Raw genomic sequence first — 17,602 nt, 5'->3', positions numbered from 1 at the left:
TAAAAAATGATCCATATATTAACACAGTATTTGAACTCATATGATTTCGAGATGGTTGCGCTTCCACCAATACTATGATGCTAGCGTGTCAGTTACTCCCGTCATCAACAACGCGGGTAATCAATCGTTAACGATGGATCCCCCGTACTCGTCCGGGTCTGTGTCCGGCTTGCTGGTCGGGAGCCATTTTCGCTGATCGTCGCCCACAGGTGGCGCTGTGAGTCCGGTCGATTCTCGTTCCGACCAGCGCTGGTGGAAGTACTCGACCAGTTCCGCTCTGGCGGCCATTTTGTCGGTGTAGGTGCTAACCGCGTCGAATCGCCAGTCGAGTTCGAGACGGTGGAGATAGGCCGCCGGGAGAAACAGGGAGAACGTTCGGACGGGAACGTCCACTGCGTCGCAGTATCGTTCGATCCATCGTCGAGCCACCCGTGCGTACTCGTCGTCGGGGTCGCAAACGAGCGTTCGGTAGGCCGCACGCGGATCCCCGCCGAGGAACGTCAGTGTGTTGAGGACGAGAAAGCCGGCATCGATAATCGGATTCGCCTCGGGTGCACTGTACTCCCAGTCGATGACGCCCGACACCCGCCCGTCCGCTTCGAGGATGTTCTGTGCGATAAAATCGCCGTGAACTGGAGTGGTGAAAAGTGACACCGGCTCCTCGACTGCGGGTGGGTAGACCCCGGCCGGTTCGAAGCGAAGCTGATCGCGAACGAACTCGGGCGACCAGACGACCGGGTCGCTCCCGTAAGTTCGCTGGAAGTTGATGAGCCACTCGAACCCCTGTCGGAGGACGTACTCGAAGGAGTCCACGCTGCCGTCGAACGAGTCGGCCAGTCGAGTGCCGGAGACGGGCTCTTCGACGCGGGCAAGGCCGAACGGCGTCCGTCGTCGCTCGCCTTTCGGGATCGTCTGTCCGATTCGCTGATCGCTTCCGTTCAACATTGACAGTACCGAGTGCTCCCGTTCGGTGAGCGGGGCGTGGCCCTTCCGATTGGGGACCTTCCATGCTCGGCGAACTGAGCCGTCGGGCGTATCGAGGACGACCGATCGAGCCCGACCCGAAATGACCAGCGGCTGTTCGAACGCGAACGGATCCGAAGCCGGCGGGTCGCCAGTCGAACACGCGATCAGATAACTGGGCAACGCCCGTTCGAATACTCCGCTCGAGACGGCAGTAGAGAGCCCAAGCCGCATGAGCAAGGATTTGAGGCCATCGGTGGTTTCTCCCTCGAGGAGATCGATCATCGTCCGGATGGCGTCGTCGTGGCCGACGTCGAAGACGAACAGCGGGTTGCTCGCGCTCGGAAAGAGTGCGTAGACGGAGACCGAATCGAACCCGGCCTCGCGCGCGAGCGACGCATATCGTGCGGGCGTTCCCACGCGAATGGACGATTCTATCCCCGTCACACCGCCGTCCCGACGATCGTCGGACTCGAGCCCGAGCAATTGACTGAACCCGAGCCGGCGACTCCATCCGTCAGCGAAAAACAGGAGGTTCCCGTCGTCGTCGAGCAGATTTCGAAACCGTTCGAGACGGTCGACGGGAGCTGGCCCCGATGATCCCGTCGTATCGGCGACGATCGTATCGAACGTCCCGTCCGGGAACGGCAGCCGGTCGAGGGTCGCGTGAACCGACTGAACGCGCGAGGCGCTATCGTAATCCGTCCGCGCCTCGAGAATTCGGAGTTTCGTCAGCGAAGGATCGACCGCGTGGACGGTGTCGGCCTGCTCGGCCAGGAGCATCGATCGACGCCCGAGGCCAGCGCCTAGTTCGAGACACTGGCCGCCAATATGCCGACTGGTGAGAACCCGCCAGCTCTCTCGGGTGACGTCGAACAGCTCCGACCGGAGCTCAGATGAGATGGACTGGCCGCCGATAGCAGAACCGACGGCGTCTCGAGTCGGCTCCTGTTCGAACGCCATCGCGACCGTCTCGAGATCCTGCCCGAACGCGTCGACGGGCCCGGAATCCTCGATAAAACTGGCCACGGACTTATGCCAGGTGCCGCCACCGCGACAGTTCGACGCCGGACAGGCGAGGGCGTCTCGTGTGAGCCGCTGATCACAGTGCGGGCAGTGATACGGGATCGATACCTCGGTTGAAGGGTCGTGGACGGATGTGGACGACGGTGAGTCACTCATGCTATCGAAGTCAGTTTTTGTCTGGAAAGCAAGCCAGTCGCGATGGCGAGAACCGCCCAGACGACGACGCCGAGGGCGACGACGCTAAACAGCGAGACGAATCCGTGAACCGCATCGCGAACGATGTACACGACGGCAGCCATCACGCCCGTTATCGTTACGATCTGTCCGATCGAACGAGCGACGCGGCCGAGTTGCAATGGAAATTCCTGGTGGATGATCACCACGTTCGCCACGGTGTACAGCGAGTAGGTGATGACGGTCGCGACGGCCGCGCCCACGACGCCCAGCCTGGGGATCAGGATGACGTTTAGGACGACGTTCATCACGGCGGTGACCCCCTTGACGATCGCCCGCGATTTGGCGCGGCCGAGGTAATCGAGACTGTTGCTCGTGAGCGTCGTGATCGACTGGAGGACGATGTACGCCGAAAGCACCTGGAGGACGACCACCGCCTCGAGATACTCGCTGCCGAAGATCAACGCGATTGTCGGCCGGGCGACCAGGACGAGTCCCACGGCGATCGGGATGTAGAGCAAGAGCGTGTGGATCAGGGCCTGTTCGTAGATTCTCGCCGCGTGAGCCGAATTGCCGCTGGCTTTCTCCGCACCGAACGTCGGCGAGATGGTAAATCCGAGCGCCTTCACCGGCGTTTCGACGAAGTGGACGATCTGTTTGCTGAGGACGTAGTACGAGACGGCGACGGGGGTGAGAAAGAACCCGACGAGGACGGTGTCGATTTGCTTGTCGAGGACGTTCGCCGTACTCGTCGCGGTGAGGGGCGCGGTGTACTCGGCGATCCGGCGTCGCAGTCCCGGTTCGACAGCCCCCTCGCCACGATGAGGCCGGTAGTGGTGAACGTAGATGACGATCAAGCCGATGCCGGCCGCGAGCGTGAAGCTGAGGATGTAACCCGCTAATGCACCTAGCGCGCCGAACCCGAGCAAGACGAAGGTAACGGCGAACACCAGCCGGCTCGCCTGATCGAGTGCATAGATCGTTCCGGCGAACTGAATGGATTCGAATCCTTGGAGAACGAGCCGGACGTACACCTTGAGCGATTCGACGACGACGTAACCGATCCCGAGCACCAACAGCGGAGCCAGTGCCGGCTCGCCGAGGGCGTCTGCGATGAGTTGGTGGCCGACGGCAAGTGCGACGACGACGATGCCGATCGTCGCCAGATTGTAGAGGAGGCAGGTGCGGAGAATGTGGGGGAGCTGGCTCGGATCTCGTTCTTTGTACTCGGCGACGTACCTGGCTCCGGACTTCGCGATGCCGAGCTTACTGACGACGCCGAGGACGCCAAAGACGGCAATCGCGAGAAACAGCAGGCCGTACTCGGCCGGCTCGAGCAATCGAGCGAGTAACACGAGCAATAGCCCCCCAGCACCGACGGCGACGAACTGGGCGACGAATTCGATTTTGAATCGCGATACGATTTCCTCGAGTGTGGTCACGGCAGCTCACCTCGCTGGTCAGATTCTCGGTACCATCCCCAGCCCTGCTCGCGTCCGACCAGGCGTCTATTTCGGGCGGGCCGGGCCGGTTCCAACCACGCAATCGCCGCTAGAGAACTTGGCGATCGTCGTCTCGCAATCCGGCACCTGTTCGATACGTCGAGTGTCACGGTCACCTGATGGTACCCAGACGAAGATATTGTCCTCACCCGGTAAGGTAATGCCACGACTACCCCCGGGTTCTGTTTTCGCCGACAGCGTAGGCGGTCACCAACCCGAGAACCTCGGCAAGAAGTGACGACATACCGCTCGGACGCCGAGTGGAGTCACGAACGAGCGGACCTCGGCCGTGGTGTAAAACGTGCCTGGCCGTCTTTCACACTGCGAGTCAGAACATCGCTTCCAAGTTCTTGAACCGACTCCACTCGGGGCAGACGTCTTCGAGTGGAGGCGCACTCTGTCAGTGTACGCTGACGTCAGGGACGCTGAACCCGAACACGATTGCCACGCTTCCGCCACTTCGACAGCAGAGGGGCATCCACTGACAGGTTCACGACTGACGCCGGTACACAGGATTCAGGAGAAAGCCCGCGACTTTAGTCGTGGGAGCAGTCACAACCTGTCATTCTCGATCCTCGAGCAGTAGGGACTGACAACGAATGGGAATTGGTGTGTATGCTATTTATTACAATTACTCGATAGGTGGCCCAGTTCAGTATCATGCACGACCTCACAGGGTTTCAACGAGACCTGTTGTACGTAATCGCTGGTGCCGACCGACCCTCCGGACAGGAGGTCAAAACAGAGATCGAACAGTACTACAGCAGCGACATCAATCACGGGCGGCTCTACCCGAACCTGGACACGTTGGTCAACAGAGAACTCGTCGAGAAAGGGCAACTCGATCGCCGGACGAACTATTACGCCATCACTGATGCTGGCCGGGGACAAATCGACGACCGTCGAACGTGGGAAGCGCAGTACGTCGATGTCTAGAGTCTATCTGTGTAGAGTCTGATAGACTACTCCTGACCTCGGGTTCTCGAGCCTCGAGCACCGTTCCTGTCGATCCGGTCGAACGCTTCTGTCTCACGTGAGAGACGGTGCGGTGAATAATACTCGCGAGTGCTTCGCAGTCAATTGCGTCGTGCTTCCATCGTCGTGGCCGTCGAACGTAACGGTGTCATCTGCCGGATCGAACGCGAGGAAGTCTGCGTCGTCGAGGCGTGGAAGGTGGGTGTGAGCGAGTGAGAGGCGTAGCTCCCGACGACGCGCAGGTGTGTTCGCCGCTTCGGAACCGTCATGCTCAGCCTCGAGGAGATCGTCCACCAGTTCTGAGATGGAAACCGGCGATGATCGTTCTCGAGTAGTCGAGAGAACTCGCCGTCGCCGGGAGTGGGTGACGAGAGCAAGTTGCTCGTCGCCGAGCGCGTCGGCCGCCTCGAGAAGCGACGTCAACGTCGATTCTGAGAGCTGTTCGGTCAGTGTGAGCGTGTTGTTCGCTCGCTCCCACTCGAGAAGACCCACGTCGTCGAGAATGGGCAGGTGTACGTGACGGAGATCGACGAGCAGGCGCTGGATCGAGTCGTCCGTGGATGAGCATCCCTCGAGAACTCGTTCGGCTAGTTCGGTGTCGGTGATCGAGTGGTTGCACGTGACAACGACGTCGAGGATCTGTCGTCGCCGGTGGTGACTCAGTGCTTGGTAAATCGTCCGTTGATGGCGACCGTCCGTCTCGCCGATTCCGTCTGTCATCGTAACCAAGACTTACGACAGAACGTCGATAAGGGTACTCCCAAAATAACTTGAAATTGATCCAGTTGTCCAGAAACTTCAGCTTAACCGACGGTTGTGATTACCGAAATGATTCCCGGCGGCACGGAGATTCTATCGCTGTTGCTGGTCTGTATACGCCACTTACCGTTCCACCGTCTCCAGTTACTTGCCTGTGGCTGATGCATACTGTGTTTACTGGCCGCGGAAAACCGTGTTTACTGGGTAACGACGTTCGTTCGCGATGAACGGACAGCCATTATCCAACGCCTCGATCGACTCTGATCGATGATCCATAACCTGGGCTGTTTTGGAAAGCTTTTTATCCCTGATCGAGACAGCAACTGACGTGTCAAAAGATATTCCTATTGTCAAGACTTACGACTCTTCACCGTCGACGACACTCTCGACCACGTGGGATCGATCGTCCACGAACTCGCCGGTGGTCGCCGTAGTCGCTGAAATAGCTGCGGCAACTGGAACTGATCCGCTCGAGTTGCCACCGTTGTCCAGCGCCATTGATCCGGACGCGTTGAACGCGCTATTTGCCTCTCGACCCATTACAACCGTACAGCGGGTTACCTTTCAGTACGCCGGATACGAAGTCGTCGTCGACGGAGACGGTGACGTTCGTCTCGACCCCGGTTTGGAAGACTGAGGTTGTATTTTGCGAACGAGCGTGAGGGCGTGTGGTGCCGGGGACACCATCTCGTAGGAGATGTTGTAACAATTTACCGCCGATAGTCCAGCCAGGATCGGCGAACGGCGGGAAGGGACGAGTTTCTCACGCCGCCGATAAGAAAACCGAACGAAGAAAGCCTGCTATGCGGTCGTATTACTCCTCGAGTGAGATTGCGGAGACGTTCGACAACACCGTTTGCAGCGGCACGTTCTCGTCGGCTTCCTCCAGACACGACAGGTACTCCTCCACTGCCCGATGTTCTCTGTACCTGACGGTTTGCTGTCGCCGGTCGTAGTCCACGATTCCTACTTTGGTCAGCATCGGGAGGGTACAGTGATACAGACGAATGGCGGCGTCCTCCGGGTCACTGGGGGTTGTTTCACCGTTACGGCTAGCCACGTAATCGGCAAGATCCTCCAGTGAAGAAACCTGTTCGGATGTTTCCCTGAAGTAGTGCACGGTGTGGAGCGCACATTCCGTTGAGAGGGCCGAGAACAACCGATCTATGGAATTGATTCCGCCGGGGGGTGCACGATTGTCGTTAGCCATCGTTCTTGCAAGAGGGTAATATACCACTCCTGTAAAGTGTAGACGTTGTTTGAACAATGCAGTTAAGTGATCCGAGGTCAGTCGGTGTCTGGCGACGAGAGAAGGGCTTCTGTGAGAACGGATTGTGTCCCCCGGCGGATTCGATTCGAGAGCGCCTGCTGGGAGATGCCGAGTTCATCGGCGAGTTCGTCCAGATCGACTCGGCTCGGTGTGTCGAAATATCCTTCACGAAGACCCAGGATAAGCGCCTCCCGCTGTTCTTCCGAGAGATCGAACTGCTTGACGCTCTCCGTTCGTTCAGTTAGTGTAAATGTCCGAACAATGTGGATACTGATCCCGTGGTCAGAACAATAGTTGTAGAACTGCGAGAGTTTATCGTGGTCGAGCAATCGAAGGTGGAACTCCCACTGCCCATCGGCACTCCGCCCCTCGAGAATCGTGCCGTCAACGTCCCCAATTCCCTGGATTAGATTGTCGTGGTTGTCGACCCACACGCCACGATAGAGGGTGCTGTTCTCTACGTTGTCGATGGCGACGAAATCTTCAACGTGTGGGTGATCAAACACCGTTCGCTCGAAGGTCTCGAAGTCGTCTCCGGTCGCCCACAGGAAGGGTATAACAGTGTCGCCTGTCGGGACGATACGTTCGAGCTGGATTTGCATCGGCGGTGCGCCGGACAGTACCCGTCCAAGTAAGAACTGCTCGTTGTCGACGGTGAACTCGAGGATAACACTCATTGAATTGTGACAGACCAGCCACGTATGTAGGGGTTGCCCTTGACAACCTCGAGCGACGAGACATGGGCAATCAGTGGTATCGGCACGGTGGGGTCTAAGACGAATCGCGTGAACAGTCTATTCGAGCATGGCAATCACGCACAACCAACTCGCGTTCGAGCGACTCGGTCACGCCAGCGTTCGCATCGAAGCCGGGGACGGAACGGTCGTCTACATCGATCCCTGGTCGGACGTCCTTCAGGACGACCCGACGGCGGCGGACATCGTCTTCGTTACCCACGACGATTTCGATCACTACGACCCCGAAGCCATTGCGGCCGTCTCGACAGCAGAGACGACCGTCGCGGTATACGAGGCCGTTGATTCCACCACTCTCGAGGGTGACGTCGTCGATCTTCCCCAGGACGGAGCGGTGACCGTTTCGGGGATTGATGTCCGTACCGTGCCAGCCTACAACGACCCGGACGGAGCACACGTCGACGACGACGGAAATCCGTTCCACGCCGAGGGCGAAGTGATCGGCCTCCTTCTGACGATGGGCGGGACGTCCGTCTACTTCCCATCGGATACGGACTTTCTGCCCCATCACGAGTCCGTTTCAGCCGACGTGTTCATCCCGCCGATCGGCGGCCACTATACGATGGATCGCCACGAGGCAGCGGCCTTCGCCCGGGCTGTCGAACCGGAGTTAGTCCTGCCGGTTCACTACGATACGTTCGACCCGATCGAAACTGATGCCGAGGCGTTCAAAACGGAACTCGAGGCGGACGGAATAGCCGTCGAGTTGTTCTGAGATCCGACCGGCCAGCAGAGAACTTCATTTCTCGGTGTCAAATCACGGTGCGTAATCGCCTCGAGCCGTGCTCGACGGGTCACAACGACCGTCCGAATCTGAATTATATTCGTCACCTCGGCCGGTGTAGTAACCTTTAAAACAAAGTGCGCACAATAGGGGTAGTAGATGGCGAGTAACAAGATTCTCGGAATCGACCTTGGGACGACGAACAGCGCCTTCGCGGTGATGGAAGGCGGTGACCCGGAGATCATCGTCAACGCGGAAGGCGATCGAACGACACCCTCCGTCGTCGCCTTTACGGACGACGACGAGCGCCTCGTCGGGAAGCCGGCGAAGAATCAGGCGATCCAGAACCCGGAGAAGACGATCGCCTCGATCAAGCGCCACATGGGCGAGGACGATTACACCGTCGAGATCGACGACGAGGAGTACACGCCACAGCAGATTTCGGCGATGATCCTCCAGAAGATCAAACGCGACGCCGAGGACTACCTGGGTGACGACGTCGAGAAGGCCGTGATCACGGTGCCGGCGTACTTCTCGGACAAACAGCGCCAGGCGACCAAAGACGCGGGCGAGATCGCCGGCTTCGAAGTCGAGCGGATCATCAACGAGCCGACAGCGGCCTCGATGGCCTACGGCCTCGACGACGACTCCGATCAGACCGTGCTCGTCTACGACCTCGGTGGCGGGACGTTCGACGTCTCTATCCTCGACCTGGGTGGCGGCGTCTACGAAGTCGTCGCGACCAACGGGGACAACGACCTCGGTGGCGACGACTGGGACCACGCGATTATCGACTGGCTGGCCGAGGAGTTCGAGGCCGAACACGGCATGGATCTGCGCGACGACCGACAAGCCCTCCAGCGACTCAAAGACGCCGCCGAAGAAGCCAAGATCGAACTCTCCTCGCGCAAGGAGACAGAGATCAACCTGCCGTTCATCACGGCCACCGACGACGGCCCAATCCACCTCGAGAAATCGCTCACGCGCGCGAAGTTCGAATCCCTGACGTCGGATCTGATCGGGCGAACCGTCGAACCGACCGAACAGGCGCTCGAGGACGCAGGCTACGGCAAAGACGACATCGACGAAGTCATTCTCGTCGGTGGATCGACCCGGATGCCCCAGGTCGGGGAACAGGTCGAGGAACTCATCGGAGAGGCACCCCAGAAGAACGTCAACCCCGACGAGGCTGTGGCGCTGGGTGCAGCGATTCAGGGTGGCGTTCTCGGCGGCGAAGTCGACGACATCGTCCTGCTGGACGTCACGCCGCTCAGTCTCGGGATCGAGGTCAAAGGTGGCCTGTTCGAGCGCTTGATCGAGAAGAACACCACGATTCCGACCGAAGAGTCGAAGATTTTCACCACCGCGGCGGACAACCAGACCTCCGTCCAGGTACGAGTCTTCCAGGGCGAGCGCGAACTCGCCAACAAAAACGAGTTGCTGGGCGAGTTCCACCTGACCGGCATCCCGCCAGCGCCGGCCGGAACGCCCCAGATCGAGGTCACGTTCTCCATCGACGAGAACGGGATCGTGAACGTGAGCGCCGAGGACAAAGGAACCGGCACCAGCGAGGAGATCACCATCGAGGGTGGTGCCGGACTGTCGGACGCCGAAATCGAGCGCATGCAGCGCGAAGCCGAGGAGCACGCCGAAGAGGACAAGCAGCGTCGTGACCGCATCGAAGCGCGGAACACGGCTGAGGCGACGATCCAGCGCGCTGAGACGCTCCTCGAGGAGAACGACGAGGTCGACGACGAGCTGCGCGAGGACATCGAGGCCGCCGTCGACGAACTCGAGGCGACGATCGACGATTCGGACGCCGAGGCCGAGGACATCGAAGCCGCGACCAAAGAGCTGAGCAACGAGTTGCAGGAAATCGGCAAGCAGATTTACCAGGAAGCCGCCGCAGCGGGTGCTGGCGGCGCTGGTGCCGGTGCTGGTGCTGGCGCTGGCGCAGACATGGGCGACGGCCCCAACCCTGGCCCAGGCGCTGGCCCGGCGGGTGACGACGAGGGCGAGGAGTTCGTCGACGCTGACTTCGAAGACGTCGAAGAGGACGAGGACGAGTAGTCCGCCGCTGCCTCGTTGCTCACTGATTCGTTCGACACCGCTCGAGATACCTCGCGAGCAAGTGGTATCGAGTCAGGTCTGAGCCAGCGCTTCACTGTGGACTCGACGAATCGACTGGGAACGAGTACGAGACGAGGCGACGATGAAACGACGATCACAATCCGGGGAGAACGTCCGAAAGGCCCTCGAGATCGATCTCGAGGACGCCTACTCGGGAACGACGAAGCAGGTACGCCTCGAGCGGCCAGCAACGTGTTCACAGTGTGACGGACTGGGCTATCCATCGACGGCGACGAGTCGACGCTGTCCGGATTGTCGTGGTCGGGGACGCAACACACGCCGATCGAGGGGCCGATTCGGGCTGAATGCGACGACGTGCAGACGATGTGACGGTGCCGGCGTGGTCGTTGATCGATGCCCCACCTGCCGGGGAGCGGGTACCACCCTCGAGGAGGCGACGCTCGCCGTCGAGGTTCCCCCGGGGGTCGAGTCCGGACACGTACTCCGGGTAGAAGGTGAGGGGACACCCGCCAACGGCGGGGATTCCCCCGGTGATCTCCTCCTCGAGGTCACCGTGACGGCGCACGATCGGTTCGAGCGCGACGGTGACGACCTTCTCTGCGACCTGTCGGTATCAGGAGCGCGAGCAGTCGAGGGCGGTTCAATCGAGGTACCGACACTCGACGGCGGCGTCCGATTTGATCTCCCGGCCGACACGGACGGCGAGGATCGCTTCCGGTTCGAAGGGAAGGGGATGCCGCGACTCGATGCTGACGGGTACGGCGATCTGTACGTGGCGATCGGCGTCGAGCGCGCTGACGAGGGGGGTGCCGGAGAGAGCGTTGGCGGCGGGAGCGTTGCTGAGAGTACTCCCGTAGAGGCTACGGGAGCCGGTTTCGGCGCTGAAGTCTCATCATCGTCACCGGCCCAGTCGACTTCCGCCGAACTGGACACGTCGCCGTCGACGTCGACCTCGGGGTCAGATACCCGATCCGCGGCGACGACCGCTGCCCCCGAGGCACGCATCGAAGAACTCACGACACACGTCGAGGAGCTCACAGCCGAGTTCGAGGCAGACATCGAGAAACTCGAAGATGCCCTCGACGACCGCGAGCAAACGATCGAGGTGTACGAGGATCGACTCGAGGCCTCCGATCAGCGTATCGCCGACCTCGAGTCGGCTCTCGAGCAGTCCCGGGCGGACGCGCGGGCGTACAAGCGCCGTACGGAAGCCCGACAGCAGGATCGCGATCGGCGCACGGCGGGGTCGGTGCTCTCGTCGTTTCTCGACGTTCGCGACGACCTGGTTCGCGCCCTCGAGCAGGACGTCGGAGACGGGCTTCGGGAGGGGGTCGAGTTGACGCTCCAGCGGTTCGATCGGGCACTCGAGTCGGCCGACGTCACGCGGCTCGATCCGGAGCCGGGATCGTCGGTCGATCCGCACCGCCACGAAGCCATTGAGCGGGTCGAGAGCGAGTGGGCTGCGGGGACGATCGTCGACGTCTTTGCGCCGGGATTCGAACTCGAGGACTACGTGATTCGTCCGGCCCGCGTACGCGTGAGTAGCGGCGAGGATTGAGCAAGGCAAGGAGTGAGACGGTCTGTCGTCCCGGCCGGTGGGTACGGGTACCAACCCGCGATAGTATCCGTAAACTGTTTCATCAGTCCGTACGAGCTGGCTGTGCCTGCGTGTGGTCACGTCGATCTGATCGGGTTACCCTCGAGTCTCGTGGTGCGCACAGGAACGTTCGTTTCAAGTGTCTCAACGCTATATCGGATGATAACGAATGAGCGAGGACTTCTATGACGTGCTCGGCGTGAGCAAAGACGCCTCCGCCGAGGAGATCAAACAGGCGTACCGGAAGAAGGCCACGGAGTACCATCCGGACGTCAGTGACGAGCCGGACGCCGAAGAGAAGTTCAAGAAAATCCAGAAGGCGAAGAAGGTTCTCACTGACGAGGACAAACGAGCGGCCTACGACCGAATGGGTCACGACCGGTTCGAACAGGCCGAAAAGCACGGTTTCGACGCGGGCCAGGATCCCTTCGGCGGCGCTGGGGGCGATCCGTTCGGCGGCATGGGCGGCATGGGTGGCGGCCTCGGCGACATCTTCGAACAGGTCTTCGGCGGCGGTCGCGGTCGCGGCCGAAACCGACCACGGAAAGGCCGTGACCTGCGGACGGGCCTCGAGATCGACCTCGAGGAAGCGTTCGAGGGAGTCAAAAAGCAGTTCACCGTCGAGCGACCGGAGGAGTGTGATACCTGTGACGGCGCGGGCCATCCGGCCGATGCGGATGCCTCCACGTGCCCGGAGTGCCAGGGTCGGGGGCAGGTTACCCAGATCCAGCAGACGCCGCTGGGACGCGTCCAGCAGACGACGACGTGTCCGCGGTGTGAGGGCGAAGGGACGCTGTACTCCGAGACCTGCGGCGACTGTCGCGGGGAGGGCTACGTCCGCAACGAGGCTTCGCTGACGGTCGAGGTGCCGGCCGGGATCGACGACGGGCAGACGCTCCGCATGGAAGGCGAGGGGGCGCCGAGTCCGAACGGTGGCCCCCACGGCGATCTCCTGATCGATATCTCGATCGCCGACCACCCCGACTTCGAACGCGACGGCGACAACCTGTACTACACGCTCCCGATCTCGTTCCCGCAAGCGACGTTCGGCGACACGGTCGAAGTACCGACGCTCGATGGTGCCGCCGAGTTCGAGATTCCCAGGGCGACCCAGAGCGGCGAGACCTTCCGCCTCGAGGGCAAAGGAATGCCTCGGCTCCAGCGCTACGGTCAGGGTGACCTCTTCGTCCGCGTGCAGATCGTCACCCCGGAATCGTTGAACGACGAGCAGCGTGAAGCGCTCGAGGCGTTCGCGGAAGCCGGCGGCGAGGAGATCGAAGTGAGCGAGGGCTTCTTCGAGAAGATCAAACGGAGTTTCTGAGCGCTCTTCTGGGTGGGTATTGGCTCCCAGCCCGTTGCAGTGGCTGTCGTCACCAGGTTCGAAGTGGAGGCGTTTTTGTAACCGTACCGGCAAGCATCGGATATGGACACGCTCGGAGGCTGCTTCGAACGCGATCGCCGGAGCGAGCGACCGGTTCTCGAGGACGGAACCGGACGGACGTTCGACGCCCACTGGTTGCGGACGTCGGCGTGGAAGGCCGGGAACTTTCTGCGTCACACGGGCGTTCGACGCGGGGTAACGGTCGGCATTTCGGGGTCGGGGCCACTCGCGCTCCTCGCGTTATTCGGAACTGGGCTGCTCGAGGGAACGGTTCGGTTCGATCCGCCGCGAGATGGTCGATCGATCGACGGGCTTCGAACCGTCGTCGCGCCCGTGGACGAACTGGATACGTACGATCTCCCACCCGGTGCCCAGCGGGTGGGGTACGGCGGAAAGCCGACGAATCCCGCCGTCCACCACTTCGATGCCGGCCTCTGGAGTGAGAACCCGTCGTTCCCGCCGCTCGAGATCGATCCGGAGACGCCGCTACTCACGAACGGAACACGAACGTACGACCACGGGACGGTGCTCGCTGCAGCGAGGGAGGTGGTCGAGGACTGGGGACTCGAGACGGGCGATCGGGTCGTTGTGGAAGCACCGTTGTCGGATCCGCGGACGGTCGTCGCCGGGGTGGTTGCACCGTTGCTGGTGGACGCCATCACCGTCCTTCCCGGCACGGAGACAAAATACGAGGGAGCCGAAATTCTCATTGATCGTGCAAGTACCGAACGACACGGAGCTACTGCGGGACGCCGCCGACCGGTGTCGTCGGTCGAACTCGAGTAGTCCGGAACGAACCGGTCGAACTCGAGTGGTTCGGAACAAACCAATCGATATCGTCCCAACAGTCAAGCCGGGGATCAGAATGGACTCGAACCCGCCCTCACCCGTCGAGCGGCGGGACGTACCGCTCAGTCGTCGTCCGTTCGCGGGTAAACGCCGCGGCGGCGAAAAACAGCGCGAGCGCGCTACAGGCGACCCCGGCGAGCCCGACGATCAGGGTGGCCGTACTCGAGTCGACGATCAGCGCCAGACCGAGAAGCAGTGGCGTGAGCGCGCCACACACCAATCCGGCCATCAGTCGACTCGCACTCCGCATCCCGAGATGACCACGCAAGAAGGCGAGAAGGCCGCCGTAGACGGTGAGTGGCCCGGCGAGGACGAGCAGCCCGGCCAGAAACGGGCGGAGGGCGGGGACGAGGAGCGTGAGGCCGGCGACGAGTCCGATGGCGAGCATCTGCATCCAGCGGCGTGACCGGCTGTCACTCGCTCGAGCGCCGTCGACTCCAGTCATATTCCGCCCGTCGGTCGAGCGGGTGGTAATCGTTTCGGTACACCGACGTATGATTTGAGATTCCGGGAGTCGTCGTGTCGGGACACCCTATTTCACGCTCTTGAGCAGGACTACAGAAACTATAGTAATTTGCTATAGTAAGTATATAACTCATTCTGTCGAGCGTCAAGCCTGATTTCCGCGGAAACGGACACGATCCGATGGTGACCCTTGAACCGGGTTCCGCACGAAGTACTGACCTCGCCACGTGGCTCCGGCACGTATTTTGTCCCGGCGGTTCCACGAAAGGGTATGCGAGAGGTATATCTGGTGGGTGCGGGGCAATCCGATTTTGGGGCGTTCCCGGAGGAGAGCTACCGAACCCTGTTTCAGACGGCGTTCGAGGCGGCGATTGGGAGCGTGCCGCGGGGGCTCGAGCCCGAGGCAATCGACGAAGCGGTGATCGGTACCCTCGGCGTCGGCGGGCGCCAACTCGGGCTCTCCGGGCCCGCCGTCACCGAACACGTCGGACTCCACGGCGTTCCCTGTACGCGCGTCGAAAACGCCTGTGCAGCGAGCGGGTTCGCGGTGCGAAACGCCGTCCAGGCGGTGCGGTCGGGGATGGCCGACGTCGTCCTCGCGGGCGGCTTCGAGGTCATGAGCGATACGAGCGCCGACGCGACGAAGTACTGGCTCGGCGTCTCCGGGGAAACCGAGTGGGAACGACTCTCCGGGACGACCTTCTCGGGCACCTACGCGCAGATGGCCAGCGTCCACATGGAACGGTACGGCACCACGCGCGAGCAACTCTCGAAGGTCGCCGTCAAGAACCACGCCAACGGGGCGGCCAATCCGCACGCCCAGCTCGGGTTCGAGTGTTCGCTCGAGGACGCCGAGTCCGCGCCGGTCGTCGCCGATCCGCTCACGCTGTATCACTGCTGTCCGACCTCCGACGGTGCGGCCTGTGCGCTCATCGTCAGCGAGGACGTGGTCGCCGAGTACACCGACGACCCGATCAGGATCGCCGGCGTCGGCGCGGGCAGCGATCGCGTGGGGTTGTTCCAGCGGGCGGACTTCGCATCGATCCCGGCATCCGAACGCGCGGCCGAGGGAGCCTACGAGATGGCGGGCATCGCTCCTAGGGACGTCGACTTCGCGGAGGTACACGACTGCTTTTCCATCGCGGAACTGCTCGCCTACGAAGATCTCGGCTTCTGTGACCGCGGCGACGCCGGTGAGTTGATCGACGACGGCACGACGACGCTCGAGGGCGACCTCCCGGTCAACACCTCCGGCGGCCTCAAATCGAAGGGGCACCCCATCGGTGCGACGGGGGCCGGCCAGGTCGTCGAGGCGTTCAAACAGCTCTCGGGAACGGCCGGCGATCGGCAGGTCGAGGGAGCGAGACGTGGACTCACGCACAACGTCGGCGGCAGCGGCGGCGCGGCCGTGGTGCACGTGTTCGAACGACAGCCGCTCGAGGAGGTGGGCGCATGAGCGTCGATACCGATCGTGACCGCGAACACGACGAACCGGGGCAGGTCGGCATCAGCGCCGCCGGAGCCTACGCCCCACGGTTTCGGATCAGCGCCGACGAGTTTCGGGACGCCTGGGGCCAGTTCCAGGCTCCAGGCGTCACCGAGAAAGCCGTGCCTGCGGCGGACGAGGACGCTCTCACGATGGCCGTCGAAGCCGCTCGGCGGGCGCTCGAGGTAGGTGGCGATTCCGGTGCACTCGAGGCCGAGAGCGGTTCCAGTACCGCCCCCGTCGATTCGATCGACTGGCTCGGTTTCGCCTCGACGACCCCGCCACTAGAGGAAGGCGACCTGACGGCCCGAGTCCGAGCGATGTGCGGGATCCCCGCGGACGCGACGACTCACCAGTACACGGGGAGTACGCGCGCTGGCACGCGCGCGCTCTGGGGGGCGATTGACGCGCTCGAGGCCGGCAACGCGACCCGTGCGCTGGTCGTCGCCGCTGACGCCCCCGCGGGCCACCCCGACGAGGCCATCGAACACGCCGCCGGAGCGGGGGCAGCAGCGTTCGTCCTCGAGGTCGGTGGCCAGGCAGCAATCGTCGACCGTGGCGAGTACACCGCGGCGTATCCTGGCACCCGATTTCGCGAACCTGGGTCGGCCGCCGCCACGGAACTCGGCGTCACTGCGTACGATAGACAGGCGTTTCGTGAAACGACGGCCGGCGCGGTCGACTCGCTCGAAACCGACAGCGACTATCTCGGAGCCGTCGACGCGGCCGCGATCCAGTCACCCGACGGCAAGCGCCCGTATCGAGTCGCCGGCGCGCTCGGCCTCGAGACGGAGCCGATCACCGAGTACGCGACCGTCCACGAACTCGGGGATCTCGGTGCTGCAAGCGTACCAATGACTCTGGCGAAGGCGCTCGAAAACGGCGCGGAGTCGATTCTCGGGGTCTCCTACGGAAGCGGAGCGGGAAGCGACGCGTTCGTCCTCGAGTGTGATGGTACCGTGCCGGTCGAGACCCGTTTCGAGGACGGGACGTCGGTTTCCTACGCCGAGTACCTCCGCGAGCGTGGCGTCGTCACGTCGGGGCCACCGTCGGGGGGTGGTGCGTACGTCAGCATTCCAACGTGGAAACGGTCGCTTCCCCAGCGGTACCGACTCGTCGCGGGACGCTGTCTCTCCTGTGACGCACTCGCGTTCCCTCCCGAGGGCGCCTGTCCGGACTGCGGGGAACTCGAGGGCTACGAGCAAACCCGACTCGCCGGCGAAGCCAGGCTCGAAGCCGTCACGACCATCTCACAGGGTGGTGCACCGCCGGAGTTCGCAGAGTACCAGTCCCAGACCGGCGAGTACGCCGCGGTGATCGTCGCCTTCGAGGCCGAGGATGGTTCCGGTGGGACGGTTTCAGCGCCGGCGATGGGAACGGACGCCGAACCAGGTGAATTCAGCGTCGGCGGACGCGTCGAGCCGACGATCAGGCGGATCTACACCCAGGAGGGCGTCACCCGTTACGGGTTCAAGGTTCGGCCGCTCGAGTGAGCCAGAGCGGGACGACACACCTCCTTTTCGCGTAGATTGGGAGTCGCGCCAGGCCGGAGATAAACGTTTAACCCGCCAGCCGCGGGCATTTC

Annotated in this window: 15 protein-coding genes; 9 read left to right on the top strand and 6 right to left on the bottom strand. The window is 62.2% G+C overall.

What is annotated here, in order from left to right:
* Positions 1-120: 120 nt before the first annotated feature.
* On the bottom strand, positions 121-1,992 hold the full coding sequence (locus NGM68_RS18000) for a class I SAM-dependent methyltransferase (protein WP_252699596.1): 1,872 nt from the start codon (positions 1,990-1,992) through the stop codon (positions 121-123).
* A gap of 149 nt (positions 1,993-2,141) precedes the next feature.
* Positions 2,142-3,605 (bottom strand): flippase, encoded by a 1,464-nt coding sequence (locus NGM68_RS17995; RefSeq protein WP_252699595.1) that lies wholly within the window; start codon positions 3,603-3,605, stop codon positions 2,142-2,144.
* A 720-nt stretch (positions 3,606-4,325) separates the two neighbouring features.
* On the opposite strand from NGM68_RS17995, the gene NGM68_RS17990 reads away from it, so the two are divergent.
* Positions 4,326-4,601, top strand: a complete 276-nt coding sequence (locus NGM68_RS17990) for a PadR family transcriptional regulator (RefSeq protein ID WP_252699594.1) — start codon at positions 4,326-4,328, stop codon at positions 4,599-4,601.
* Between the two features lie 93 nt (positions 4,602-4,694).
* On the opposite strand, the gene NGM68_RS17985 is transcribed toward NGM68_RS17990, so the two are convergent.
* On the bottom strand, positions 4,695-5,360 hold the full coding sequence (locus NGM68_RS17985; protein WP_252699593.1) for a DUF7344 domain-containing protein: 666 nt from the start codon (positions 5,358-5,360) through the stop codon (positions 4,695-4,697).
* Between the two features lie 367 nt (positions 5,361-5,727).
* Between NGM68_RS17985 and ddfA the strand changes: the two genes are divergently transcribed.
* Positions 5,728-6,036, top strand: a complete 309-nt coding sequence (gene ddfA, locus NGM68_RS17980; RefSeq protein ID WP_311136044.1) for a DdfA family disk-determining factor — start codon at positions 5,728-5,730, stop codon at positions 6,034-6,036.
* 177 nt (positions 6,037-6,213) lie between these two features.
* Here the strand turns inward: ddfA and NGM68_RS17975 are convergent, their stop codons facing one another.
* A complete protein-coding gene (locus tag NGM68_RS17975; RefSeq protein WP_252699592.1) occupies positions 6,214-6,609 on the bottom strand; it encodes a DUF7344 domain-containing protein in 396 nt (131 codons plus the stop codon).
* A gap of 77 nt (positions 6,610-6,686) precedes the next feature.
* Positions 6,687-7,346, bottom strand: coding sequence for a helix-turn-helix domain-containing protein (locus tag NGM68_RS17970; protein WP_252699591.1), 660 nt, complete (start codon positions 7,344-7,346; stop codon positions 6,687-6,689).
* 127 nt (positions 7,347-7,473) lie between these two features.
* Here NGM68_RS17970 and NGM68_RS17965 point away from each other — a divergent pair, with 127 nt between their 5' ends.
* From NGM68_RS17965 to NGM68_RS17945, 5 genes are all read left to right on the top strand, one after another.
* A complete protein-coding gene (locus tag NGM68_RS17965) occupies positions 7,474-8,139 on the top strand; it encodes an MBL fold metallo-hydrolase (RefSeq protein ID WP_252699590.1) in 666 nt (221 codons plus the stop codon).
* A gap of 168 nt (positions 8,140-8,307) precedes the next feature.
* Positions 8,308-10,218 (top strand): molecular chaperone DnaK, encoded by a 1,911-nt coding sequence (dnaK, locus tag NGM68_RS17960; RefSeq protein ID WP_252699589.1) that lies wholly within the window; start codon positions 8,308-8,310, stop codon positions 10,216-10,218.
* Positions 10,219-10,360: 142 nt separating this feature from the next.
* Positions 10,361-11,797, top strand: a complete 1,437-nt coding sequence (gene grpE, locus NGM68_RS17955) for a nucleotide exchange factor GrpE (protein WP_252699588.1) — start codon at positions 10,361-10,363, stop codon at positions 11,795-11,797.
* A 208-nt stretch (positions 11,798-12,005) separates the two neighbouring features.
* Complete coding sequence (gene dnaJ / locus NGM68_RS17950; RefSeq protein WP_252699587.1) at positions 12,006-13,157, top strand: molecular chaperone DnaJ; 1,152 nt, start codon at positions 12,006-12,008, stop codon at positions 13,155-13,157.
* A 102-nt stretch (positions 13,158-13,259) separates the two neighbouring features.
* Entirely contained in the window at positions 13,260-14,003 is a 744-nt protein-coding gene (locus tag NGM68_RS17945) for an acyl-CoA synthetase family protein (RefSeq protein WP_252699586.1), read from the top strand.
* A 97-nt stretch (positions 14,004-14,100) separates the two neighbouring features.
* Here the strand turns inward: NGM68_RS17945 and NGM68_RS17940 are convergent, their stop codons facing one another.
* Positions 14,101-14,511: a hypothetical protein gene (locus tag NGM68_RS17940; protein ID WP_252699585.1), complete on the bottom strand. Its 411-nt coding sequence runs from the start codon at positions 14,509-14,511 to the stop codon at positions 14,101-14,103.
* 291 nt (positions 14,512-14,802) lie between these two features.
* On the opposite strand from NGM68_RS17940, the gene NGM68_RS17935 reads away from it, so the two are divergent.
* Both NGM68_RS17935 and NGM68_RS17930 read left to right on the top strand, forming a co-directional pair.
* On the top strand, positions 14,803-15,987 hold the full coding sequence (locus tag NGM68_RS17935) for a thiolase domain-containing protein (protein ID WP_252699584.1): 1,185 nt from the start codon (positions 14,803-14,805) through the stop codon (positions 15,985-15,987).
* A complete protein-coding gene (locus tag NGM68_RS17930) occupies positions 15,984-17,510 on the top strand; it encodes a zinc ribbon domain-containing protein (RefSeq protein ID WP_252699583.1) in 1,527 nt (508 codons plus the stop codon). Before NGM68_RS17935 ends, NGM68_RS17930 begins: the two co-directional genes overlap by 4 nt.
* Positions 17,511-17,602 lie beyond the last annotated feature (92 nt).

The organism is Natronosalvus vescus (assembly GCF_023973145.1).
GTDB classification, from domain to species: domain Archaea; phylum Halobacteriota; class Halobacteria; order Halobacteriales; family Natrialbaceae; genus Natronosalvus; species Natronosalvus vescus.
The sequence above is the reverse complement of the archived record's forward strand: the minus strand, read 5'-3'. Positions and strand labels throughout refer to the sequence as shown.

What these genes read in the sequence shown, in the direction of transcription:
- NGM68_RS17965 (WP_252699590.1), top strand. Translation starts at nt 7,474, where the DNA reads ATGGCAATCACGCACAACCAACTCGCGTTCGAGCGACTCGGTCACGCC.
- NGM68_RS17970 (WP_252699591.1), bottom strand. Translation starts at nt 7,346, where the DNA reads ATGAGTGTTATCCTCGAGTTCACCGTCGACAACGAGCAGTTCTTACTT.
- NGM68_RS17945 (WP_252699586.1), top strand. Translation starts at nt 13,260, where the DNA reads ATGGACACGCTCGGAGGCTGCTTCGAACGCGATCGCCGGAGCGAGCGA.
- dnaK (WP_252699589.1), top strand. Translation starts at nt 8,308, where the DNA reads ATGGCGAGTAACAAGATTCTCGGAATCGACCTTGGGACGACGAACAGC.
- NGM68_RS17935 (WP_252699584.1), top strand. Translation starts at nt 14,803, where the DNA reads ATGCGAGAGGTATATCTGGTGGGTGCGGGGCAATCCGATTTTGGGGCG.
- NGM68_RS17940 (WP_252699585.1), bottom strand. Translation starts at nt 14,511, where the DNA reads ATGACTGGAGTCGACGGCGCTCGAGCGAGTGACAGCCGGTCACGCCGC.
- NGM68_RS17990 (WP_252699594.1), top strand. Translation starts at nt 4,326, where the DNA reads ATGCACGACCTCACAGGGTTTCAACGAGACCTGTTGTACGTAATCGCT.
- grpE (WP_252699588.1), top strand. Translation starts at nt 10,361, where the DNA reads ATGAAACGACGATCACAATCCGGGGAGAACGTCCGAAAGGCCCTCGAG.
- NGM68_RS17930 (WP_252699583.1), top strand. Translation starts at nt 15,984, where the DNA reads ATGAGCGTCGATACCGATCGTGACCGCGAACACGACGAACCGGGGCAG.
- NGM68_RS17985 (WP_252699593.1), bottom strand. Translation starts at nt 5,360, where the DNA reads ATGACAGACGGAATCGGCGAGACGGACGGTCGCCATCAACGGACGATT.
- NGM68_RS17975 (WP_252699592.1), bottom strand. Translation starts at nt 6,609, where the DNA reads ATGGCTAACGACAATCGTGCACCCCCCGGCGGAATCAATTCCATAGAT.
- dnaJ (WP_252699587.1), top strand. Translation starts at nt 12,006, where the DNA reads ATGAGCGAGGACTTCTATGACGTGCTCGGCGTGAGCAAAGACGCCTCC.